This window comes from Paracoccus aminovorans (assembly GCF_900005615.1).
GTDB classification, from domain to species: Bacteria; Pseudomonadota; Alphaproteobacteria; order Rhodobacterales; family Rhodobacteraceae; genus Paracoccus; species Paracoccus aminovorans.
Window position 1 is genome coordinate 19,172 of the sequence record NZ_LN832560.1, and the last position, 22,778, is coordinate 41,949.

Annotated in this window: 18 protein-coding genes and 2 pseudogenes; 6 read left to right on the plus strand and 14 right to left on the minus strand. The window is 68.9% G+C overall.

The annotated features are described in order from the left end of the window. Positions 1 to 70: 70 nt before the first annotated feature. Positions 71 to 1,690, minus strand: a complete 1,620-nt coding sequence (aceB, locus tag JCM7685_RS15500; RefSeq protein WP_074969689.1) for a malate synthase A — start codon at positions 1,688 to 1,690, stop codon at positions 71 to 73. Between the two features lie 132 nt (positions 1,691 to 1,822). On the opposite strand from aceB, the gene JCM7685_RS15505 reads away from it, so the two are divergent. From JCM7685_RS15505 to JCM7685_RS15515, 3 genes are all read left to right on the plus strand, one after another. Further along, positions 1,823 to 3,259, plus strand: coding sequence for a helix-turn-helix domain-containing protein (locus JCM7685_RS15505; protein WP_074969691.1), 1,437 nt, complete (start codon positions 1,823 to 1,825; stop codon positions 3,257 to 3,259). A gap of 220 nt (positions 3,260 to 3,479) precedes the next feature. Next, on the plus strand, positions 3,480 to 3,686 hold the full coding sequence (locus JCM7685_RS15510) for a cold-shock protein (protein WP_074969693.1): 207 nt from the start codon (positions 3,480 to 3,482) through the stop codon (positions 3,684 to 3,686). Between the two features lie 118 nt (positions 3,687 to 3,804). Beyond that, positions 3,805 to 4,074 (plus strand): DUF982 domain-containing protein, encoded by a 270-nt coding sequence (locus JCM7685_RS15515; protein ID WP_100526143.1) that lies wholly within the window; start codon positions 3,805 to 3,807, stop codon positions 4,072 to 4,074. A gap of 440 nt (positions 4,075 to 4,514) precedes the next feature. Here JCM7685_RS15515 and JCM7685_RS19675 read toward each other — a convergent pair whose 3' ends face one another. Beyond that, entirely contained in the window at positions 4,515 to 4,844 is a 330-nt protein-coding gene (locus JCM7685_RS19675; RefSeq protein WP_139218116.1) for a hypothetical protein, read from the minus strand. Positions 4,845 to 5,240: 396 nt separating this feature from the next. Here JCM7685_RS19675 and JCM7685_RS15520 point away from each other — a divergent pair, with 396 nt between their 5' ends. Both JCM7685_RS15520 and JCM7685_RS15525 read left to right on the plus strand, forming a co-directional pair. Then, positions 5,241 to 6,449, plus strand: a complete 1,209-nt coding sequence (locus JCM7685_RS15520) for an efflux RND transporter periplasmic adaptor subunit (protein WP_074969695.1) — start codon at positions 5,241 to 5,243, stop codon at positions 6,447 to 6,449. 3 nt (positions 6,450 to 6,452) lie between these two features. Next, positions 6,453 to 9,554, plus strand: a complete 3,102-nt coding sequence (locus JCM7685_RS15525; RefSeq protein WP_074969697.1) for an efflux RND transporter permease subunit — start codon at positions 6,453 to 6,455, stop codon at positions 9,552 to 9,554. On the opposite strand, the gene JCM7685_RS15530 is transcribed toward JCM7685_RS15525, so the two are convergent. Together JCM7685_RS15530 and JCM7685_RS15535 are read right to left on the minus strand one after the other, a co-directional pair. Then, entirely contained in the window at positions 9,551 to 10,027 is a 477-nt protein-coding gene (locus JCM7685_RS15530) for a YbaK/EbsC family protein (RefSeq protein WP_074969699.1), read from the minus strand. The two genes, JCM7685_RS15525 and JCM7685_RS15530, sit on opposite strands and share 4 nt — an antisense overlap. Next, on the minus strand, positions 10,024 to 10,914 hold the full coding sequence (locus tag JCM7685_RS15535) for a DMT family transporter (protein WP_074969701.1): 891 nt from the start codon (positions 10,912 to 10,914) through the stop codon (positions 10,024 to 10,026). Before JCM7685_RS15535 ends, JCM7685_RS15530 begins: the two co-directional genes overlap by 4 nt. 139 nt (positions 10,915 to 11,053) lie before the next feature. Between JCM7685_RS15535 and JCM7685_RS15540 the strand changes: the two are divergent. Then, a pseudogene (locus tag JCM7685_RS15540) lies at positions 11,054 to 11,813 on the plus strand (IS5 family transposase). A 13-nt stretch (positions 11,814 to 11,826) separates the two neighbouring features. On the opposite strand, the gene JCM7685_RS15545 reads toward JCM7685_RS15540, so the two are convergent. The 10 genes and pseudogenes from JCM7685_RS15545 to JCM7685_RS15590 form a co-directional block, all read right to left on the minus strand. Then, entirely contained in the window at positions 11,827 to 12,819 is a 993-nt protein-coding gene (locus JCM7685_RS15545; protein WP_074967527.1) for an aldo/keto reductase, read from the minus strand. 77 nt (positions 12,820 to 12,896) lie between these two features. Further along, on the minus strand, positions 12,897 to 13,439 hold the full coding sequence (locus tag JCM7685_RS15550) for an NADPH-dependent FMN reductase (protein WP_074967525.1): 543 nt from the start codon (positions 13,437 to 13,439) through the stop codon (positions 12,897 to 12,899). A 77-nt stretch (positions 13,440 to 13,516) separates the two neighbouring features. After that, a complete protein-coding gene (locus JCM7685_RS15555) occupies positions 13,517 to 14,017 on the minus strand; it encodes a DUF2249 domain-containing protein (protein ID WP_074967523.1) in 501 nt (166 codons plus the stop codon). 36 nt (positions 14,018 to 14,053) lie between these two features. Next, complete coding sequence (locus JCM7685_RS15560; protein WP_074967521.1) at positions 14,054 to 14,971, minus strand: FAD:protein FMN transferase; 918 nt, start codon at positions 14,969 to 14,971, stop codon at positions 14,054 to 14,056. Beyond that, positions 14,961 to 15,476 (minus strand): nitrous oxide reductase accessory protein NosL, encoded by a 516-nt coding sequence (locus JCM7685_RS15565; protein ID WP_074967519.1) that lies wholly within the window; start codon positions 15,474 to 15,476, stop codon positions 14,961 to 14,963. Before JCM7685_RS15565 ends, JCM7685_RS15560 begins: the two co-directional genes overlap by 11 nt. Further along, positions 15,473 to 16,291 (minus strand): ABC transporter permease subunit, encoded by an 819-nt coding sequence (locus tag JCM7685_RS15570; RefSeq protein ID WP_074967517.1) that lies wholly within the window; start codon positions 16,289 to 16,291, stop codon positions 15,473 to 15,475. The genes JCM7685_RS15565 and JCM7685_RS15570 overlap by 4 nt, the downstream gene beginning before the upstream one ends. Further along, positions 16,291 to 17,124 (minus strand): ABC transporter ATP-binding protein, encoded by an 834-nt coding sequence (locus tag JCM7685_RS15575; protein ID WP_074967515.1) that lies wholly within the window; start codon positions 17,122 to 17,124, stop codon positions 16,291 to 16,293. The genes JCM7685_RS15570 and JCM7685_RS15575 overlap by 1 nt, the downstream gene beginning before the upstream one ends. Then, positions 17,121 to 18,386 carry a nitrous oxide reductase family maturation protein NosD gene (locus JCM7685_RS15580; protein ID WP_100526132.1) on the minus strand — a complete coding sequence of 422 codons (1,266 nt, stop codon included), beginning with the start codon at positions 18,384 to 18,386 and terminating at the stop codon, positions 17,121 to 17,123. Before JCM7685_RS15580 ends, JCM7685_RS15575 begins: the two co-directional genes overlap by 4 nt. A gap of 55 nt (positions 18,387 to 18,441) precedes the next feature. Next, entirely contained in the window at positions 18,442 to 20,373 is a 1,932-nt protein-coding gene (nosZ, locus tag JCM7685_RS15585; protein ID WP_074967511.1) for a TAT-dependent nitrous-oxide reductase, read from the minus strand. Position 20,374: 1 nt separating this feature from the next. Next, positions 20,375 to 22,644 (minus strand): annotated as a pseudogene (locus JCM7685_RS15590) (4Fe-4S binding protein). Between the last annotated feature and the right edge of the window lie 134 nt (positions 22,645 to 22,778).

Sequence of the window (22,778 nt, forward strand, 5' to 3'; positions counted from 1 at the left end):
TCAGGGAGGGGGCGCTGAAGGAACGGCCCGCCAAACGGGGAATAGATGCGGATGCTGTCCATGCGGGGCCTCAGTCCAGCGCGTTCAGCACGTCATAGGCGGCGGGGATGATGAAATCGGGCAGGGTCGCGGCGGTGGCCGCCTCCTGCACGATCCGCGCCGCGCTGGCGTAATGCCCGCGGTGGAAGCCGGCGGGTCCCAGCCGTTCCAGCACCGCGACGATCTCGGCCTGGACCAGTTCGCCCAGCCAGTCGGCGGTCAGCGGGCGCGGGCCCTGGCCGGTCTCGACCTCGGCGCCGTGGCGGATCCACTGCCACAGCTGGGCGCGGCTGATCTCGGCCGTGGCGGCATCCTCGATCCTGCCGCGGATCGACACCGTGCCGCGGCCTTGCAGCCAGTTCGCCAGATATTCGATGGCGGTTTCGATGTTCAGCCGCACGCCGGCCTGGGTGATGGTGCCCTGATGCGGTTTCAGCAGCATCGCCGGCTCGACCCGCCATTCCTGCCGCGGCCGGGCGATCTGGTTCGGCCCGTGCATGCCGGCGTCGAAGACCGCGCGCGCGACCGGAACCAGGTCGGGATGGGCGACCCAGGCGCCATCGAAGCCCATGCCGACCTCGTGCGTCTTGTCGGCGCGGACCTGAGCGAAGGCCGCTTCGTTCGCACCCGCATCGCCCGGGGTCGGGATCGCTGCCGACATCCCGCCCAGGGCGTGGATGCCGCGGCGGTGGCAGACCTTGACCAGCCGCGCGGCATAGGCGGCCAGGAAGGCGTCCTCCATCGCCAGCTGGGTGCATTCGGGCAGCACATAGGCGGGGTGGTTGCGCAGGGTCTTGATGTAGCTGAAGACATAGTCCCAGCGGCCGCAGGCCAGCCCGGCAATATGGTCGCGCAATTCCCAGACGATCTCGTCCATCTCGAAGGCGGCGGGCAGGGTCTCGATCAGCACCGTGGCCTTGATCGTGCCCTCGGCCAGACCCGAGCGTTCCTGCGCGAACAGGAAGACGTCGTTCCAGAACCGCGCCTCGCCGTGGGATTCCAGCTTGGGCAGGCAGTAGAACGGCCCGCGGCCGGTGGCCGCCAGCGCGCGGCCGCAGTGAAACAGCGACAGGCCGAAATCGAACAGCGCCGCCGAGACCGGCTGCCCGCCGATCAGGACATTTGCCTCGGACAGGTGCAGGCCGCGCGGCCGGATGATCAGCAGCGCCGGATCCGGGTCCGGGCGCAGGCGCTTGCCGGTGGCGGGGTCGTCATGCTCCAGCGTGCCGTCGCGGTGCTCGATCAGGTTGGCCTGGCCGGCGACGATCCTGGCGAAGCCGGGCGCGGTGCCGTCCTCGAAATCGGCCAGGAACACGCGCGCGCCCGAGTTCAGCCCGGCGATCATCGTCCGGCGGTCCGGGGGGCCGATGATCTCGACCCGGCGGTCGGCCAGCGCCGCAGGGATCGGCGCGGCCCGCCAGATGCCGTGCCGGATCTCGCGGGTGTGGGGCAGGTAGTCGGGCAGCTCGCCGCGGTCGATGCGTTCCTGGCGGCGGGCGCGGGCGACCATGAGCGCGTGCAGCCGCAGCCCGAAGCGGGCCTGCAACTGGGCGACAAAGGCCAGCGCCTCGGGGGTCAGCACATGGTCGCCGCCTGCGACGGCGCGCAGGACGACGGGCGGAAGCGTTGCTGCATTGCGGTCGAGCGGCATGGCGGTCTCCTGTGATTCCGTGTAATGTCACAGTAGTAATGTCATGCTGCGCATGCATTATGATCTTGAAGGCATTGGGTGCGATGGTCAGTATTGTCACCGCGCACCCGCAAAATTTGTAAGGTTTGTCACATGGCACGAGGCGAAAAGCTGATCATCGGCCAAAGGCTGCGGGTGTTGCGGCAGTCGCTGGGGCTGACCCAGGCGCAGATGGCGGCCGAGCTGGGGGTTTCGGCCAGCTATGTCACGCTGATCGAGGCCGACCAGCGCCCGGCCTCGGCGCGTTTCCTGATGAAGCTGGCCGAGGTCTATGACCTGAACATTGCCGAATTGTCGCCCGCCACCGATTCGCAGCTGGCGGCGGATTTCGCCGGCGCGCTCAAGGACCCCGCGCTTGGCGCCGGCGCCGTGCCCCGTGCCGAGATCGAGGCGGTGCTGCAAGCCTCGCCCCGCATCGCCCAAGCGTTTCTGCGGCTGCACGACAATCACCGCGAGGCGCTGCTGCGACCTCTGGCCGACGACAATCCGATGACCGACCGCGACAAGGTCGAGGCCCTGGCCGAGACCTCGCGCCCGGTCGATGCGGTGCGCGGCTGGTTCTACGCCCGCCGCAACCATGTCGATGCGCTGGACCGCGCCGCCGAGGCGCTGGCCGAGGAACTGGCCCTGCACCGGAACGAGCCGCATATGGCGCTGACCGCCCGGCTGGCGGCGCATTGCATCGCGGTGCGCATCCTGCCGGCGCCGTTGATGGGCGAGCGGCTGCGCCGCTTCGACCTGCACCGGCGCGAACTGTTGCTGTCGGAACTGCTGGCGCAATCCAGCCGCCGCTTCCAGATCGGGGTGCTGCTGGCGCGGCTGGAGCAGGAGCCGCTGATCGCGCGTCTGGTGGACGAGGCCGGGCTGGCCGACGCCGCCGCCTCGGCGCTGATGCGGGTCAGCCTGGCGAATTACTTCGCAGCCGCGCTGATGATGCCCTATGGCCGCTTCCTGGCCGCCTGCGAATCGGCGCGCTACGACGTCGAGCTGCTGGGCCACCGCTTCGGCGCGAGTTTCGAGCAATGCGCGCATCGCATGTCCACGCTGCAACGCCCCGAGGCGCGGGGTATTCCCTTCTTCTTCGTGCGGGTGGACCGCGCCGGCAATATCTCGAAACGCTTCAGCGCCGGGCGCTTTCCCTTCTCGCGCTTCGGCGGCACCTGTCCCCTGTGGAACATCCATGCCGCCTTCGAGACGCCCGAGCGGGTCTCGGCGCAGGTGATCCGCATGCCCGAGGGCGCCAGCTATTTCTCAATCGCCCGCACGGTGACGCGCGCGGGCGGCACCTATGGCCAGCCGGCGCAGCGCCTGGCGATCGGGCTGGGCTGCGACGTGGCCTATGCGCCGCGGCTGGTCTATGCCGACGGCATCGATCTGGACCGGACCCGGCCGGTGGACATCGGGCTGAACTGCTATCTCTGCGAGCGGCCCGACTGCTCGGCCCGCGCCCATGCCCCGATCAACCGCCGCCTGAAGGTCAACGAGCGCGAGCGCAGCCTGGCGATCTTCGATTTCGAGACGCGGCCGTGACGCCCCGGCGCGCAGGCCACCCGGATCCCCGGCGTCGTGGGGCAGGGACCGGCGGGCTGCGGATAATTTTCGCCGACCCCTCGAAAACCCGGTCTGGATGCGCTATGTAGGGTCGGCATACCTATTTTCGGACCTGATTCCTTTTCGGCTCAGCTTTCGATCTTCAGCTTTGCCGGGCCGCTGCGTTGTGTGAGCGGCATCTATCAGAAGGAATGACACGATGGCCAACGGCACCGTGAAATGGTTCAACACCACCAAAGGCTTCGGCTTCATCGCTCCGGAAGGCGGCTCGAAGGACGTTTTCGTCCACATCACCGCGCTGGAGCGTGCGGGCCTGCGCGGCCTGAATGACGGCCAGGCCGTCAGCTTCGACATCGAGCGCGACCGCAACGGTCGTGAATCGGCGACCAACCTCGTGCTCGCCTAAGAGCATCGCGCAGATTGCATCAGGCGGGGCCGGCGCAATGTCGGCCCCGCCTTTCTTTATTTTGCGCCGTCGGCCGGCCTTGCGCCGCAGCCGGGCAATTTTCATCAAGGAACATGACATGATCGAGATTCACTGGGGCGAGCCCCTGTCCTTCGTCGTCTCGCCGGGGGGCGAGGTGCAAAGATTCGGCACCATCGAGAAGGCCCGTTACTGGCTGCGCCGCAAATGGCCGGTCTCGGACGGCGCCCGGGGCCGCGCCCTGAACGAGGTCGAGGCCGCCATGAACTGCATGGTTCCGGTCGGCCAAGCCCGCCGGTCCTTCATCGCTGCCGCCAAATCCGCCGGCTTCCGGCCCGAGGGCGCCTCGGGAAAGGCCGCTTGGGCCTGATCGCCCCCGCACCCGGCGCCCGCTATCGGGCGTAACGAAAGATTGCTGCCCGACCGCGCGGCAACATCCGGTTGCAAATTCGTGCCTGTGGGCAAGATTTCCTTACCATGCGGACCTGAGCGGGACATCGTCGGCGGCTAGCGTGCCGGCTTCGCATCCCGAAGCAAGGCCCGTCCGATGCAGCGATTCCCGATCAAGGCCGTGGTGGCCGCAACCCTGCCGCGCCGCGCCCCCTTCCGGACACAGAAGGCGACCGTAACGGTTCCGGTCCTTGCGGCGATAGCGCCGGCCGGGCCGCAATGCGCCGCAACGGTCGGGAAGGCGAGCGGATGCCGCCGGCTTCGCGCTTGGCGCCTCTGGCGGCGCTCGGGACCTTACTGGTCATCCCCCCGTGCAAGACCCCTTATGGCGCGATTGTTTCCCGGTCTCCATCGCGTCCTTCAGTCCGAAGCCCCCGAACCCGATGCTGCGCCTGTGGCGCCGCAGCCGCTGGCCGCGCGCATGGTCCGATCTGCCGCGGTGCGGGCCAGGCGCAGGCGGGCGCCGCTGATTGCCTCGACTGCGCCATGGGTCAGGCCGGCGCCGCAGCGGCTGGCGCGACCGAGCAAAAGCGAGCCCGGCCCAGGCGGTTTAGGCGTCGTGTCCACGACACTCGTGTCGACCAACAAATCGACGACACGAACAGGATCACCCTTGCCGCCCCAGCCTTCCGGCCGATCCGAAGAAAGCACTGCCTGGCTGCGCTGCATGCCCTCGGCGAAACCCGCCATGCTGGACTTCCGCTCTCCTGGAAGCCTGGCATACGAAGGGGGCCTCCACGCAGCCTCGGCCCAAGCCCGCCGGGCCCCAGGCCCGCGCCGCCCTATCTTCGTCTCGACGACAGAAACGGCCCCGCTCCAAGATCGCCGCACGCCCGCGGGCAGGACGGGGCTGCCCGGCGTTCCGGCCAACCGCGCAGCGGCCGGACGGACGACGCGCCGCAGGGCCGAAATATCGGCTGTTCCGCCCCCCGATTCCGGTCGGGAGGAAAACCGGCCGACCGCCGGCCTTGGGCCCCCAAGGACGGAAACCGACAGGGATGCCGCTTGCCTTCCACGGCAAATCTGCAAACCTTGGCACCGGCCCGCCCGGGTCCGCCGCAGCGCAATCGAGCAAGGACGACACGCATGAGCCTTCGCCATCTTTCCCTTTTCGGCCTTGCGGCGCTGGTTCTGGCCGGCGGCGCGCAGGCGCAGCAGCAGCCGGGGGCCGGCGGTCCGCGGCAGGTGGGCGTGGTTACCGTGGCGACGCAATCCGTGCCTCTGATCGCGACCCTGCCCGGACGGGCGGTGGCGCGCGACGCGGTGGCGATCCGCCCGCGCGTCGACGGCTTCGTGACCGAGGTGCTGTACAGCCCCGGCCGGCCGATCACCGCCGGCACGCCGATGTTCCGCATCGATGCGACCACATACGAGGCCGCGGTCGAACAGGCCCGCGCCAACCTGGCTTCGGCCAAGGCCGCCGTGCCGCAGGCGGAAGCCGCCTATGAGCGCACCAAGCGGCTGCAGGGCAGCACGGCCAGCCGCTCGTCGCTGGAAGAGGCGCAGGCGGCGATGGAACAGGCGCAGGCGGCCGAGAAGGCGGCCGATGCGGCGCTGAAACTGGCCGAGACGCAGCTGTCCTGGACCACCATCGCCAGCCCGCTGGACGGTCTGCCCTCGGTCGCCGCGGTTTCGCCGGGCGATCTGGTTACCGCGGGGCAAAGCGACGCGCTGGCGACGGTGACGCAGCTGGATCCCATCGACGTGGACATGTTCGAGCCCTCGGCCCGGCTGCAGCGCATCCGCGAGCGGGTCGAGTCCGGCGAAATCCGGCGCAGCGAAAGCCTGAATGCCCAGCTGACGCTGGAAAACGGCACCACCTATGCCGCCAAGGGCCAGATGGTGGCGCCGGGATATACCGTCTCGACCTCGACCGGGGCCATCGACTTCCGCTTCCGCTTCGAAAACCCCGAGCGCCGCATCCTGCCCGGCATGTTCGTGCGCGGCACCATCGAGATCGGCCGCATCGAGGCGGTGCTGGTGCCGCAGATGGCCGCCGCGCGCAGCCGCGACGGCCGGCTGACCGCCTGGGTGGCGGACGACGGCAAGGCGGTCAAGCGCGTGCTGGCCGAGGAGGGCGTGCATGGGAACGCCTGGATCGTCACCGCCGGGCTGGCGGCGGGCGAATCGCTGATCGTCAACGGCGGCGCCAACCTGTCCGAAGGCGCCGCGGTCAGCCCCGTGCCGGTCGAGATCGACGAGGACGGCGTCGTGCGCGATCTGCCCGCGACCGGCGCAACGGATGCGCCCGCGACCGAAGGCGCCGCCCCCGCCGCCGAAAAGCCGGCGGAGTAGGCCATGGCCCGTTTCTTCATCCACCGCCCGGTGTTCGCCTGGGTCCTGGCGATCATCGCCATGCTGGCCGGGGTGTTCGGTCTTTCCAGCCTGCCCATCGCGCAATATCCCGACATCGCCCCGACCACGGTCAGGATCAGCGCCACCTATACCGGCGCCTCGCCCGACATCGTCGAGAACTCGGTGACCTCGGTGATCGAGGACGGCATGACCGGCATCGACGGGCTGATCTACATGACCTCGACCTCGTCGCAGGGGGCGAGCGCGATCCAGCTGACCTTCGACGACAGCGTCGATGCGGACATCGCCCAGGTCCAGGTGCAGAACAAGCTGCAGCTGGTCACCCCGCAGTTGCCGGAATCGGTGCAGCAAAGGGGCGTCTCGGTCAGCCGGTCGACCTCGTCGATCCTTCTGGTGGGGGCGCTGACCTCGACCGACGGCGCGATGACCTCGCTGGAACTGGGCGACCTGGTGGCGCAGGTGATCGAGGACCCGGTCAAGCGCACCAATGGCGTCGGCTCGGTGCAGAGCTTTGGTTCGGGCTATGCGATGCGGATCTGGCTGGATCCGGACCGGATGCTGCAATACCAGGTCACGCCCTCGGATGTGGTCTCGGCCGTCAGCGAACAGAACACCAACGTCACCGTGGGCAGTCTCGGCAGCCAGCCGACGGTCAAGGGCCAGCAGCTGAACGTCCAGCTTTCGGCGCAATCGCAGTTGAAATCCGTGGCCCAGTTCGAGAGCATCCTGCTGCGCACCGACAGCGACGGCGCCACCGTTTTCCTGGGCGACGTGGCGAATATCGAGATCGGGCAAGAGGATTACGGCAGTGCGTCGCGCTTCAACGGCAAGCCGGCGGCGGGATTCGGCGTGAACCTTGCCACCGGGGCCAATGCCGTGGACACGGCCGAGGCGGTGCGCAAGGTCCTGGACGGGCTGCAGGGCGCGCTGCCCGCGGGCGTGCAGATCGCCTATCCCTACGACACCTCGCCCTTCGTCGAGGAATCGATCAGCCAAGTCTATCACACGCTGATCGAGGCGGTGGTTCTGGTCTTCATCGTCATCCTGGTCTTTCTGCAAAGCTGGCGGGCGACGCTGATCCCGACGCTGGCGATTCCTGTGGTGCTTCTGGGCACCTTCGGCGTGCTGGCCTTCTTCGGCATGTCGATCAACACGCTGACCATGTTCGCCATGGTGCTGGCCATCGGCCTTCTGGTCGACGACGCCATCGTCGTGGTCGAGAACGTCGAGCGGGTGATGGAGGAAGAGGGCCTCGGCCCGGTCGAGGCGACCGAGAAGAGCATGGACGAGATTTCCTCGGCTCTGGTCGGCATCGTGCTGGTGCTGTCGGCGGTGTTCCTGCCCATGGCTTTCATGTCGGGCTCGACCGGGGTGATCTACCGGCAGTTCTCGGTCACCATCATCTCGGCCATGGTGCTGTCCTTGGCGGTGGCGCTGATCCTGACGCCGGCGCTTTGCGCGACGCTGCTCAGGCCGCGCGGGCATGGCGCGGGCATCGCACCGGCGCGCTGGTTCAACCGGATGCTGGACCGGGCCACGGGCGGCTATGCCTCGACCGTCGGCGCCTTCGTCAAGCGGCCGTTCATCTTTCTGGCGGTGCTGGCCGCCTTCGGTCTCGGCGCCTGGATGCTTTACCAGAAGCTGCCCGGCTCGTTCCTGCCGCAAGAGGACCAGGGCGTGCTCATGGTCATGGTCGAGACCCCCGAGGGCTCGACCGCCGAACGCACCCGGGCGCTGGTCGAGGAGGTCGAGCAATTCGTGCTGACCGAAGAGACCGAGACCGCCGAAAGCGTCTTTGCCGCGCTCGGCTTCGGCTTCGGCGGCAGCGGCGCGCGCAATGCGATGATCTTCATCAAGCTCAAGGATTTCGCTGCGCGCGAAGGTTTCGACGCCGCCTCGATGGCGACGCGGGGCAACATGCGCTTCATGGCGAACCGCAACGGCCAGGTGTTCTTCCTGCAGCCGCCGGCGATCCAGGGGCTGGGCAACAGCGCCGGCTTCACCATGCACCTGATCGACCAGTCCGGCCGCGGGCAGGAGGCGCTGGCGAACGCCGCCGACGAACTGGTCCGGCAGGCGACCGAGGACGGCCGCGTCACCAGCCTGCAAGGCAACGACGCGCCCTTCGAGACCTCGCGCCGCATCGACATCGACCAGCAGAAGGCGGCGGCCTATGGGCTGTCGATCGCCGAGCTGAACACCACGCTGTCGGTGATCTTCGCCAGCGCCAACGTCAACGATTTCGCGCTGGGGACCGAATTGCGCCCGGTCATCGTCCAGGGTGCCGCCGAGGCGCGGATGCAGCCCGACGACATCGAGAAATGGTATGTCAGGAACAAGGACGGCGACATGGTGTCCTTTGCCGCCTTCACCAGCCAGGAGTGGTCCGAGCAGGCGCAGAGCCTGGCGCGCTATGGCGGCACCCGCTCGCTGGAGATCACCGGCGCGGCGGCGCAGGGCGTGTCCTCGGGCACGGCCATGGAGGTGATGGAGGAGTTGGTCGCCGGCATGGACGGCGGCTATGGCACCGCCTGGACCGGGCTGTCCTATCAGGAGCGGCTGTCGGGCAATCAGGCGCCGATGCTGTTCGCGCTGTCGGCGCTGGTGGTGTTCCTGGCCCTGGCCGCGCTTTACGAAAGCTGGTCGGTGCCGCTCTCGGTGATGATGACCGTGCCCATCGGCATCGTCGGCGCCATGGCGGCGGCTCTGGTCTTCGGCCAGTCGAACGACGTCTATTTCAAGGTCGGGATGCTGACGACCATCGGCCTGGCCGCGCGCAACGCCATCCTGATCGTGGAATTCGCCGAACAGCTGCACAAGCAGGGCAAGCCGCTTTTGGAAGCGGCGGTCGAGGCGTCGCGGATGCGGTTGCGGCCGATCCTGATGACCACGCTGGCCTTCATGCTGGGCGTGCTGCCCCTGGCGGTGGCCAGCGGCGCGGGCGCGGCGGCGCAGCGCTCGATCGGCATCGGCGTTCTGGGCGGCATCGCGGCCTCGGCGGTGATCGGCATCTTCCTGGTGGCGGTGTTCTATGTCGTGGTGCTGCGCGGCGTGGGGCTGGCCGGCCGCAGGCGCGGCGGCTAGCCGACGCAAAGCGCCGCCGCGCCGGCGCCAAGCGCGGCCAGGGCCGCCTGCGGGTCCAAGAGCAGCAACAGCCCGCGCTTGCCGCCGTTGACGGCCACCTCGCCCATCGCCAGCGCGGCGGTCTCGAACAGCGTGGGCGCCGGGCGGCGCTGGCCAAAGGGGCTGATGCCGCCGGTGCGATAGCCGGTCAGCCGCTCGGCCTTGTCGGGCGGCATCATCGCCGCCGCCTTTCCGCCGAAAGCCGCCGCCACCCGCTTCATCGACAGGTTGCGGTCGCCCGGCACCACGCAGCAGGCCGGGCGGCCGTCCACCTCGACCATCAGCGTCTTCAAAAGCCGCTCGGGCGGCAGGCCGATGGCCTCCGCGGCCTGCAGGGCCACGCGTTCCGCCCCCGGGTCATAGCGGTATTCGACGGCGCGGAAGGCGATGCCCGCGCGGCGCAGCCATTGCGTGGCCGGGGTCGCGCCGCTCATGCCGGGCGGGCCCGGCCGGGCAGGTCGGCGGCGCGGATGTTGATGTAGTTGCCGGCCAGGATCAGCGCCGAGCCGGCCACCAGCGCCAGGCCCACCGGCTCGCCGTAAAGCAGCAGCCCGACCACGGCGATCACCGGCAGGCGCAGGAAATCGAAGGGCATGACCAGCGTCGCCGGCGCCAGCCGCAGCGCCTTGGCGATGCAGAAATGCGCCCCCAGCCCCGTCGCACCCAACACCGCGACCCAAGGCGCCGCCGCCGCCGAGGGCAGCGCGACCCGCCCGTCCACCCCGGCGCAGGCCAGCCCCATCAGCGATTGCATCACCGACATCCACCACAGGATGCAGCTGGCCTCGGCCACGGCGGTCAGCTTCTTGGTGCAGATATAGGTCACCGCGAAGCCCACCGCCGCCAGCGCCGCCGCCGCCACCCCGGCCGAGACCCCGGCCGCGCCCGGCTGCACGATCAGCAGGATGCCGAGAAACCCCAGCCCCGCCGAAAGCGCCCGCGCCCGCGTCAGCCGTTCGGCCAGCAGCAGCGGCGCCAGGATCAGCACCCACAGCGGCGCGGTGAATTCCAGCGCGAAGACCTGTGCCAGCGGGATGGTGAACAGCGCATGGAACCACAGGTTCTGGGCGACGAAATGCGTCAGGTTGCGGGTCAGGTGCAGGCCCGGGCGGCGCAGGTTCACCGCGCCCCGGCCGCCGCGCAGGGTCAGGGTCGCCGCGATGATCGCCACCCCGATCAGCGAGCGCCAAGCCAGGATCTCGAAGGTGTCGAGCTCGTGCGAGACCATGCGCCCGGCGACCGCCATCAGCGTGAAGGCCGCGACCGCGCCCATCATCCAGGCGGCGGCCAGCAGCGGGCGGGTCTCGGTCGTGGTCGGCATCGGCGTCATTCCCAGCTTGGCCCCGAAGGGCTAGCGGATCGGCGCCGGGGCGGCAACCGCCGGCTAGGTTCTTTGGACTCTTGGGATTTCTTTTTGTCTGAAGGGGTGATTCAAGTTTCCCGTTGCATGGAGGTTTGCGATGGGAGTGTTGGATCGGCTTGTGCTGTCGGACGGGCAATGGGACCGGCTTTCGGCGCATATCATCGGGGATGAGCGGACGCGCGGCATCAGCGGGCGCGACAATCGCATGTTCGTCGAGGCGGTTCTGTGGATCGTGAGGACGGGTTCGCCGTGGCGCGACCTGCCCGACGTGTTCGGGTCGTGGAACAGCATGTTCCGCCGTTTCAGCCGGTGGAGCTGCAAGGGATCTGGTGGCGGATATTCGCGGCGATGTCGGATGACGCAGACTTTGAATACCTGATCGTGGACAGCACCATCATCCGCGCCCATCAACACGCCTCCGGTGCAAAAAAGGGGCTGAAGATCAGGCCCTTGGCCGATCCCGTGGCGGCCTGAGCACCAAGCTCCACATGGCCGTCCGGGGCCTTGGCTGCCCGATCCGCTTCACCCTGACCGCCGGGCAGCGAGGAGATGCGCCGCAGGCCGAAGCCCTGATCGCAGACCTGCCCGCCGAGGTTATCATGGCCGACACCGCCTATGACAGCGACCGCCTGCGCGAGACGGTTGCACAGAAAGGGGCTGTCGCCGTTATTCCAAACAACCCGTCGCGCGCCCGCAAGTATCCGCTCGACCGGCATCTCTACGCACAACGGCAGTTGATCGAATGTTGCTTCTCAAGGCTCAAGCAATTCCGAAGGGTCGCCACACGATACGAGAAAACCGCCAGAAATTACCTTGCTGTCGTCACCATCGCAGCAATCGTCCTATGGATCAGGTAAATGTCCAAAGAACCTAGCTTTGCGACATGGCCGCGAAGCTGGCCGGATAGCGCCCGCCCGAGACGCTGCCCGGCGCGAAGGCCCGTTCCAGCCGGGCGCGCTCGGTCTCGGTCAGCGCGATTTCGACGGCGGCGGCGTTCTGTTCCAGGTTCGGGATGCGCTTGGCACCCGGGATCGGCACGATGTCCGGCCCCTGGGCCAGCACCCAGGCCAGCGCCACCTGCGCCGCGCTGACGCCCTTGTCGCGCGCGACCGCCTCGACCTCAGCGACCAGCTTGCGGTTGGTCTCGGCGTGTTCGGGCTGGAAGCGGGGCAGGCGGCGGCGGAAATCGTCCTGGCCCAGCGTCTCGGTCTGCACCTTGCCGGTCAGGAAGCCGCGCCCCAGCGGGCTGAAGGGCACGAAGCCGACGCCCAGCTCGCGGCAGGCGGCGAGCACACCGTTTTCCTCGACATCGCGGGTCCACAGCGAATATTCGCTTTGCAGCGCCGTGATCGGGTGGACCGCATGGGCGCGGCGCAGCGTCTCGGCCGAGACCTCGGACAGGCCGATGGCGCGGACCTTGCCCTCGGCCACCAGATCGGCCATGGCGCCGACGGTTTCCTCGACGGGCACGGCCGGATCGACGCGGTGCAGGTAGTAAAGGTCGATCATATCGGTCTGCAGCCGACGCAGCGACGCCTCGGCCACCGCGCGGGCGTTCGCCGGGCTGCCGTCGGTGCCGGTGATCTCGCCAAAGCCCTGCGGGTCGCGGTCGTAGGTGAAACCGAACTTGGTGGCGATCACCACCCGGTCGCGATGGGGTTTCAGCGCCCGGCCCAGCAACGATTCGTTGTGATGGACGCCATAGACCTCGGCCGTGTCGAAGAAGGTCACGCCCAGATCCACCGCCCGATGCAGCGTCGCGACCGAGGCGGCTTCGTCCTGATGTCCATAGGACTGGCTCAGCCCCATGCAGCCCAGCCCGATGGCCGAGACCTCGAGAATGCCCAAGCGGCGGTGTTCCATGTCGTTCTCCCTTGCCCTGTCGGCGACAGGATAGCGGCGCAGGGGCCCGAGGGCGAGGCCGCTTTCGCGGCGCGGGCCTAGAGGCTGGCCGCGAAACCGGCAAGATAGTTGCGCAGCGCGTCCCGCGTCTTGTCGTCGGTCAGGTTGCCCTGATCGTCGAAGACCTTTTCGGCGCGCGACACCATCAGCCGGGTCTCGGCCCAGAAATCCGTTTTCAGCGTGCGCAGCACCGGCAGCCAGTGGCTTTGCGCCAGGATGGTGCCGAAACCGCCGGTCGAGGCGCCGATCACCGCCACCGGCTTGCCCACGAACATCGCAAGGCCGTCGCCGCGCGACATCCAATCGATGGCGTTCTTGAACACGCCCGGCACGCCGTTGTTGTATTCCGGCGTGACCAGCAGCAGCCCGTCGGCCGCCGCCAGCTGCGCCTGCAGCTGCCGCACGGATTCGGGAAGGCCCGAGGCGTCCTCCTGGTCGCCGTCATAAAGCGGCACCTCGCGGATCGAGCCGATCTGGATCCGGGTGCCCTCGGGCACGACTTCGGCGGCGGCGCGCAGCAGGCCGGCGTTGAACGAGGCGCGGCGCAGGCTGCCGCTGAGTCCCAGGATGGTCTTGGTCATGGCGTTTCCTTTCTTGCTGCAAGGATTACGCCCGACGCGGACCCCGCCGGCAAGCGCCTTGCCGGAAAGCGCCGGTTTCAGGCGTCTCCCCGCCGGATCAGCAGCCGGTAGCCGCTGCCGTCGGCGGCGTGGTTGCCCGCCCATTGGTGGCCGGCGGCGTCCAACGCCGGCAGCAGCGCCGCCGGCTCTTCGCCCAGCAGCGCAAAGACCACGTCTCCGGCCGCGACCCCCAGCATCGCCGTGGCGAGGCGCGCCGCCGCCTCGGCCGAAGGCAGGGCGGTCAGGTCCAGAAAGGCCGAGGGCTCGGGCCAGCTGAAGGCTTCCAGCGTGCTGCCCTGGCTCAGCGCCTGCTCGGCCCGGCTGAAGTCGATCTGCCAGTCGCTGCCGCCCAGCGGCGTCTCGCGATGCTGGTAGCCGCGCCGCTCCATCACCCGAAACAGCGGCACCGGGCGAAAAGGCGCCAGCAGGCGCAGGGATTGCCCCGGCGTCAGCGCGTCGGCGGCGGCCATGATGGCGGCCAGCGGCTCGTCCCCCCGCGCCAGCAGGGGACGGACATCCAGGGTGACGATCTCGGTCATGGCGTGCCTCGTGAGCAAAGCGATATTGCGGCGGGATCAGGCAAAGCGGGTCTCGTGGCCGCGGCCGTCCAGCGCGCGCACCTCGACCCCCGGCAGCGCCGCCAGCGCCGCGCGGATGGCGGCGGCCGGCGCCAGGCACAACCCGGTGGAAAGCGCATCGGCCAGCCCGGCGCTTTCGGCGAGGACGCTGAGCCGCGCCCATTCCGCCCGCGCCGTCCCGGTCGCCGGGTCGATCAGATGCGGCAGCCGGCCGGCGGCGTCGAAGGTGAAGCCCGCGGGCTCGGTGGTGGCCAGGGCGCGATCCGCCAGCAGCGCCTCGCCGCCGCCGGCCAGCGCGATGCGCCAGGGTTCTCGCGCGGTCTTGCCGCCGATGGCGCGGATCTCGCCCATGTCCACCAGCGTATGCTCGGCGCCGCCGGCGCGCAGAAGCGCGGTGATGCGGTCGGTGATGGCGCCTTGCGCGATGCCGTTCAGCGTCAGCGCCATGCCGGGGCGCAGCAGGATGCGGTCGCGGCTGATGCGGACGCGGTCATAGCCGACCAGATCGCGCGCGCGGGCGATGGCCGCCGCGTCGCCCGCGGCATGGGCCAGCCACAGCGGCTGGATGCTGGGATCGAAGCGGCCGCCGGTGGCGCGATGCGCCTTGCGGGCCAGTTCCAGCGCCTCGACCAATTCCGGCGGCGGGGCCAGCAGCCAGCCGTCGCGGTTCAGCCGCGACAGGTCCGAATCGGCGCGGTAGAGGGTAAAGATCGCCTCCAGCCGGCGCAGCTCGGCCGCCGTCTCGCGCAGCAGGGCGTCGGCGCGGGCGCGGTCGGGATGGTTCAGGATCAACTGGACCGAGGTGCCGAGCGCCTGCCCCCGCCAGGTGGCGGCCTGGGGCGCCGCATGGGCCAGCAGCGGCGCGCCCATGGCGGCGGCGGAAATGGTCAGGAAGCGGCGGCGGTCAATGCGCATGGGCGGCCTCGCTTTCGCCATTGCCCAGCACCTCGGCCGGGGTCAGCGCGTCGAAGGTCTGGACCGTGCCGCCCTTGTCCCGGGCGAAGGCCTCGGCGGCCTCGCGGCTGCCGAAGGGCACCAGCTCCTGCCCGCCCATCGCCGCCTCGACCGACGAGCCGACGACATAGAAGGCCGCCTTCGCGTCGATCCAGTTGTCGGCGCCGGGATCGGCCCAGCTTTCGGCCTTGGCCATGTCCGAGACATAGAGCCCGCCGTGATCCTTGATCTCGTCCGGCATCATCGAAAAGGCCACGGCGTCGCGCGCGGAGGAGAACCAATAGGCGCCCATCTCCTTAGACAGCACCACCTGGCCCTTGGGGCCTTCGTGCTCCATCAGGTTCATGCCGCAATAGCGGCCGACGGCCTCGGCGGTCATGGTCTCGGGCGGCAGCCGGGCCGTGGTCTCGTCGCGGCAGGCCATCAGCGGCAGCGCCAGAAGGGCGGCGATCAGCAGGGCTTTCATAGATTCCTCCGCGAAAACAGTGCCATGGCCAGGCTCAGCGGCACGAGGCACCAGACGAGCAGCATCCCCGCCAGCAGCGCCGGCGTCAGCGTGGAATTGTCATAGACCCCGCCCATGCCCGACAACATGGCCGAGGCGCCCTCGCCCAGCGTCAGCAGGCGATAGGCGTCGGTCGGGTTGGCCAGCAGCGCCGCGTCCATCAGCCAGCCGGACAGGGCGTGGCCGCCCATCGCGACCAGCGCCGCCAGCAGCGCCATGTCGTAAAGCGCGACGAAGAACAGCCACAGCCCGATGGAAATGCCGGCGGCGGTCGAGCTTTCCTGCACCATGCTGGAGGCCAGCACCCCCAGCGCCAGGAACACCGCGCCCAGCAGCACCGAGATCGCGGTCATCATGGCGAAGGCCTGCCAGCCTGCCGCGCCATGGCGCCAGGCCACGAAGGCCGCGGCTAGGCCGAAGCCGATCACCGTCGCCAGCGCCAGGATCGCCAATTGCCCGAGAAATTTCCCCGCGACGACCTGCGAGCGCGACAGCGGATGGCTGAGCAGCAAAAGCAGCGTGCCGCGCTCGGCCTCGCGGGTGATGCTGTCATGCGACAGCAGAAGCGCGATCAGCGGCACCAGAAAGATGGTCAGGCTGGCAAGGCCGACGACGACCACATCCAGCGCCCCGGTCGCGGTCGTGCCGGTGGGCGCCGACCCCAGCGCCGCGATGGTGCCCGCCAGCGCCGCCATCACGGCGGTCATCGACACGACCCAGCGGTTGCGCATGCCCTCGGCCAGTTCGCGGCGGGCGATGGTCAGGATCTGGGTCATCAGGCGGCCTCGCTGCGCAGGAAATGGGCATAGATGTCGTCGAGGCTGGGGTCCTCCAGCGTGATCTCGCTGGCGCCGGCGTCCAGCAACTCGCGCAGCACGCGGGGCTTTTCGGCTTCGGACAGTTCGATCAGGCGCGGGGCGCCGTCCAGCCGGCAGCGCAGGCGCGAGGGCAGGCCGGCCAGCCGGCGCAGCTCGTCCAGCGTGCCGTCGGCGATCTTGCGGCCGCGGTTGACGACGATCACCCGCTCGGCATGGCCGTCGAGCTCGGTCAGCGCGTGCGAGGATAGCAGCACCGTCGCGCCCTGCCGGGCCATCTCGGCGACGATGCCGTAAAGCTCGCGCCGCAGGGCGGGGTCGAGGCCCGAGGTCGGCTCGTCCAGCAGCAGAAGCCGCGGCCGGCCCAAGAGCGCCTGCGCCAGCCCCAGCCGCTGACGCATCCCCTTGGAATAGGTCCGCACCGGCCGGTCGGCGGCATCCGACAGGCCGACGCGGGCGAACAGGGCGTCATGGCCGCGCGCGGGCAGGCCCTTCAGCCGGGCATAGAAGCCCAGCGTCTCGCGTCCCGAAAAGCCCAGGTGGAACTGCACGCTTTCGGGCAGATAGCCAAGCGCGCGCCGGGCGGCGCGGTCGCCGGCGCGGGCGCCCAGCACCTCGACCTGGCCCGAGGTCGGCCGGGTCAGGCCCAGCATCATCTTGATCTGCGTGGTCTTGCCGGCGCCATTGTGGCCGACCAGCGCCACCACCTGGCCCGGCTCAAGCGCATAGGACAGGTCGGCGACCACGTCGCGGCCGGCATAGGTCTTGGTCACGCGGTCCATCACGACGGTCATGGCAGGGGCCTTTCGGAATTGGGAAACATCAGCGGGTGGCTGTCGGTGACGCCGCCGGGCAGCAGCGCGGGAAAGCGACTTTGCGCAAAGCGCAGGATCTGCACCGCCGGGCTGGTCAGCAGCATCCGCGCCTGCGGGGCGGTCCACATCACCTTGTCCACCATATCGTTGGGACGATAGGCGCTGTCGGCCAGCCCATCGCCGTTCAGGTCGAACCCGGCATTGTCGGACCAGTAGTTGCCGATGCCGTCCTGCGACCATTCCAGATAGCGCGAGCCCACGTATTTCACCTGCACGCGGTTGCCGATGAAATCGTTGCGGGACATGTGGTTGCCTTCGGCCCCGGCGGTGAAATGGATGCCGATGGCGCAGCCCTCGAAGCGGTTGCCGGCAAAGCTGTTGCGGTTGGCGTTGTAGATGAAGACGCATTTCTCCGGCGCGATCCGCGCCCCGGTCGAGGCCTCGGCCACGGGCACGCCCGCCTCGGCGCTTTGCCCGGCGTCGCGCCAGCGGCTTTCGGGCGCGGGGTGGCCTGCGACGCGGTTGCCCTCGATCATCGAGCGGTTGGCCGAGTTGAACAGGAAGCCATAGTCGCGGTCGTTCTCGGAGGTGTTGCCGGTGATCTCCAGCCGGTCCGAGAACATGATCGCATAGCCCATGCCGTTGTCCCGCGAGCGGTTGCCGGTAATCCGGCTGTCCGAGGTGTTCATGTAATGGATGGCGAAGCGGGTGCCGTGGATGTCGTTGTCGCGAAAGGTGTTCTGCTTGGACACCGAGACGAAGATGCCGTCGCGGCCCTGGGTGATCTCGTTGCGCTCGACCACGGCGCCGGGGGCGTTCCAGACGGTGACGCCGTTGCCCAGCTGGGACTGCCGGCCCAGGCGGCCGGTGATGCGGTTGCCGGCGACCAGGCTGTCGCGGGCGCCCTGGATGCGGATGCCGTGCAGGTTGTCGGTCAGAACGTTGCCCTCGACCCGCGCCCGCAGCGCCTTCCTGGTCAGGAAGACGCCGGAATCCATCCGGTCGAGGTCGCTGCCCGAGCCGGTGATCGTCAGCCCCGTCACCGTCGCGTCGGGCGCATCGACCAGGATGACATGGCCCGCGCCATGGCCATCGACCACGGCGCCGGGCTGTCCCCGCAGCGCCAGCGGCGCGGCGATGGTCAGGGGGCCGCGCCAGCGCCCGGCCCCCAGCAGGATTTCGTCGCCCGCCCCGCCCGCTGCAGCGCCGAGGCCAGAGCGGCATCGTCCGCCGGCTGCCAGACCGTCGCCGCAACCGGCGGGGCCGTCAGCAGCAGGGCAAGGGCAAGGCGCAGCCTCATGCCGGCTCCACCAGCATGCGGCCCTTCATCTCCATGTGCATGGCATGGCAGAACCACGAACAGTAATACCAATAGACGCCCGGCCGGTCGGCCTTGAAGGTGACGGAGGCGGTGGCCTGCGGCGCGACCTCCATGTTGATGCCGTAGTTGATGATGCTGAAGCCGTGGGTCAGGTCCTCGACCTCGTCGATATTGGTGACATAGACGGTGACCTCGTCGCCCTGCTTGACGGTGAAGCTTTCCAGCCCGAAGGCCGGCGCCGAGGAGGTCATGTAGACCCGCACCTTGTTGCCGTCGCGGATCACCTCGCTGTCGGTCATCAGGTCGATATCGTCCTTTTTCGCCTGCTCGACCGCGTCGGCGAAGAACGGATCGGCGCGGTCCCAGATCGAGACCGGGTTGATCTTCGAGGCGTGGACGATGGTCGCGTCATGCGGCTCGGCAAAGGTCGGGTTGTCGTGGACGATCTTCATCTCGTCGCCCGAGATGTCGATCAGCTGGTCGCATTCCGGCTTCAGCGGTCCGACGTTCAGGAAGCGGTCCTTCGAGAACTTGTTGAGCGAGATCAGCCATTTGCCGTCCGCTTCCTTGGTCTGGCCCATCGAGGTGTGGTTGTGGCCGGGCTGGTAATGCACGTCCAGCTTCTGCCGGATGGGATCGACCTGCTCGCCGTTATAGGCGCGGATCGCGTCCTCGATGTTCCACTTGCAGATCTGGCTGTCGATGAACAGCGTCGTATAGGCGTTGCCGCGCCCGTCATAGGCGGTGTGCAGCGGCCCCAGGCCCAGCTCCGGCTCGGCCACCACGCAGTCGCGGCCCCCGATCTTGTCGGCGAAGAGATCGTCGAACTTGCGCACGTCGAAGACCGTGACCGTGGGCGACAGCTTGCCGTTCGCCACGATATGGATGCCGTCGGGCGCGGTGTTGATGCCGTGCGGGCCGTTCGCGACCGGGATATAGCGCACCAGCTTGTTCTTGTCGCCGGTGCCGTCCAGCACCCGCACGCCGCCGCGCTCCTCGCCCTCGCCGGCCTTCACGGCGGCCTCGATGGCGTGGATGTTGAAGACGGTCAGCCAGTCCTGGTCCTTCTCCATCGTCTCTTCCAGCGTCACCCCGCCTTCCGAGTTGTAGCAGGTGGCAAAGGCGTATTTGCCCTGGTAGTCGGCATCGACGTTGTCGAGGTTGCCGTCCACCTTGATCTGCCAGGCCACCTGCATCGTGTCGCCGTCGATGGCCGAGAAGATCGAGAAATACTGCTTGGGATCGTCCAGCACCGAGCCGTCGTTCGGCAGCGGCACCCCGTCCTCGCCATTGGCGAAGACATAGCCGGTGCGCGGGTATTTCTGCACCCGCAGCCCGTGGACGGTATGCTGGTTCGGCAGCTCGATGATCTTGTCGCAGCGCATCACGTCCAGCCGCACGCGGGCGACACGGGTATTGGCCTTGTCGTTGATGAAAAAATAGCGCCCGTCATAGGTGCCGTCGGTGAACGAGGGATGCGGGTGGTGGGCGTCGCCGTTGGTATAGATGCCGCCCTTATCCTTGAGGAACGCGCGGGTCTCGGGGGTCAGCCCCTCGGTCAGCACCTTCAGCGACTCGTTGGTCTGGCCCCAGCCGGTGGCGCTTTCGCGGTTGAAGATCGGCACGCGGATCAGCTCGCGCATCGAGGGCAGGCCGACGATGCGCACCTCGCCCGAATGGCCGCCCGAGACGAGGGTGTAATATTCGTCCAGCTCGCCCGGCGCGACCTCATAGGCGGGACGCTCGCCGGTCTGGGCGGCCGCCTGCCCGGCGATGCCGGCGGCGGCTAGCCCCGCCCCGGCGCCCAGAAGCGCGCGCGGCGCCACGGTGCCGGCCGTAGCGGCGACCGCCATGCCGCTGCCCAGCAACTGGCGGCGGTTCAACCGGTGATCGGTGTCTTTGGTCATGTCATGCTCCTTTGGAATCGGGGATGGATGCGGGCCGTGCCGCCCTTTGCGCCTGAAAGGCCGGGGGCGCCTTTCCGGCGCTTTTCGCCGGGGCGGGGGCGCCTGCGCCCAGGTTCGGTGCCCCGCTGCGCGCGATCTTTTCGCGCCGGGCCTTGAGGGTGATCATGTGCGGGCAGCGGGTGTCGTCGTGGTAGAGCACCTGGCAATTCATGCAGTAGATGCATTCGTTGACGTTGATCTGCCCTTCGGGGTGGATGGCCTGGACCGGGCAGTCGTTGGCGCAACGCTGACAGGGGCTGCCGCATTCCGGCCAGCGTTTCAGCCACTCGAACATTCGCATCCGCCCCGGGATCGCCAGCGCCGCGCCCAGGGGGCACAGGTAGCGGCAATAGAAGCGTTCGATGAACAGCCCCGGCAGCAGGCAGGCCAGGGCGAACAGCACGAAGCCCCATTCGCGCATGAATTTCAGGATGATCGCGGTCTTGAAGGGCTCGACCTCGGCATAGACCTCGGCGTCGGACAGCGAATAGAGCGACAGGCCGAACAGCCCCAGGAAGATCATGTATTTGACCGGCCATATCCGTTCGTGCAGGCCCCAGGGCAGGGTGATCTGCGGAAAGCGCAGCTTGCGGGCGACGGTGTTCGACAGTTCCTGCAGCGCGCCAAAGGGACACAGCCAGCCGCAGAACGGGCCGCGGCCCCAGAACAGCAGCCCGGCGGCGACGGCGCACCACAGGATGAAGACCAGCGGCGCCGACAGGAAATATTCCCAGGAAAAGCCCGAGAGCAGCGCATTGGCGAAGGTCAGCACGTTCACGACCGACAGCTGCGTGTTCACCAGCCAGCCCAGCCAGACCAGGGTGAAGGCCAGATAGGCGCGGCGCAGCCACAGGAAGGTGCGCGGGTGTTTCACCAGCACATCCTGGAAGAAGAAGATCGCTGTCAGCACCGCCAGCGCCACGCCCAGGATGGCGATGTTGACCTGGTTCATCTGCCACATGGTCTTCCACAGGGCGGGGCCTTCGTCGTCCTCGACGGGCTCGCCGACCTGCGTCGGGGCGGGGGTCGTTGCCGCCGCAGGCGCGGGTTCGGGGCGGGCAGCAGGTAGCGTTCCGGGATCTGATAGGCCAGGTCGAAGGGCAGGGTGGCCTTGTCGCGGCCCGTGGTCGCGCGCTGGACCAGCAATTGCAGGTCGAAGGGCCGGGTCACGTCGAAGGCGAAGTCCTGCGGCACCACGAACAGCGCGATCTCTTTCAGCCGCGGCGCGCCGGGGGCGGCCAGCGCGGCGATGCGGGTATGGTCGCGGTCGTGGAAGCGCTGGCCCTGGCCGTCCTGCAACAGCTCGATCCGGTCGAAGATGCCGCCGCGCACATAGCCCGAGCCCTTGAAGGAATAGGCGCCGTCGCCCGCGACCAGCACCGCCGCCTGGCCCGGCTGCAGTTTCGCCGCCATCCGCTCATAGGCCACGTCGCCCAGCAGGCTGCGGCCGATGGCGGGGACCGAGACCGGGGCGAGGTAAAGCGTGATGAAATCGTCCTCGGGGTTCGCGGTCTCGGGCCGTCCGGCCGCCAGCGGCTGGCCGGCGTCCTCGAAAGCCTTGCTGACCTCGCTCACGCTCATCACCATCGACCGGACCGAGCCGTCGCCCAGCAGCGTCTGCCAGTCCTCGGTCGCGGTGACGGCGGGGTCCAGTTCGCGCTTGACCTCGGCCGGGGCCGCAGCGGCGCCGAGGCCGTCCAGCCGCCCCGAGCGGATCAGCTTGACGGCCGAGCGCACGACGCTGTCGCCCATCACCAGCACCGTCACCGTGGCGCCGGACACGATCTCGGCCTGCGGCGGTTTCGCCTCGCCCGCCGCGACCCGGCCCAGGTCGGCGCCGATCAGCCCGTTCAGTGCCGCCAGAACCTTGGGCTCGGGGATGCCGATCAGGACGATGGGTTCGTGATGCTCGACCAGGTTGATGCCGCGGATGACGCCCTGCGGGTCGATGCCGACGACGATGCGGATCGGCTTGCCGGAATAGCCGGTCGAGGCGGTGAAATCGCTGTTGAGATAGGCATAGCCCAGTTTTTCGCCGCCCTTCAGCACCGGCACGATGGCCGGGTCGCCCTCGGGCGGGCCATAGGCGTCGGCACCCTGGAACAGCGTCGCCGCAGGCGTCTTGTCCAGGGCCTCGGCCAGGGTCAGGGCCATGGCGGCGGGTGCGGCCAGCCAGCAGGCGGCCAGCAGCACCAGGGGCAGCACCCATGCGGTCAGATTGCGAAATCTCATCCCGGAACCCCGGCGGCTTCTTCCAATACGGGTCTCAGGATCGCAGCTTTCGCCGCCCTCGACTTTGCGCCGCCGCAATGTCCGGCGCAGGGGCCTGCCGGGAACGAAAAGGGCCGGCGCGCCGATCTGCAGCG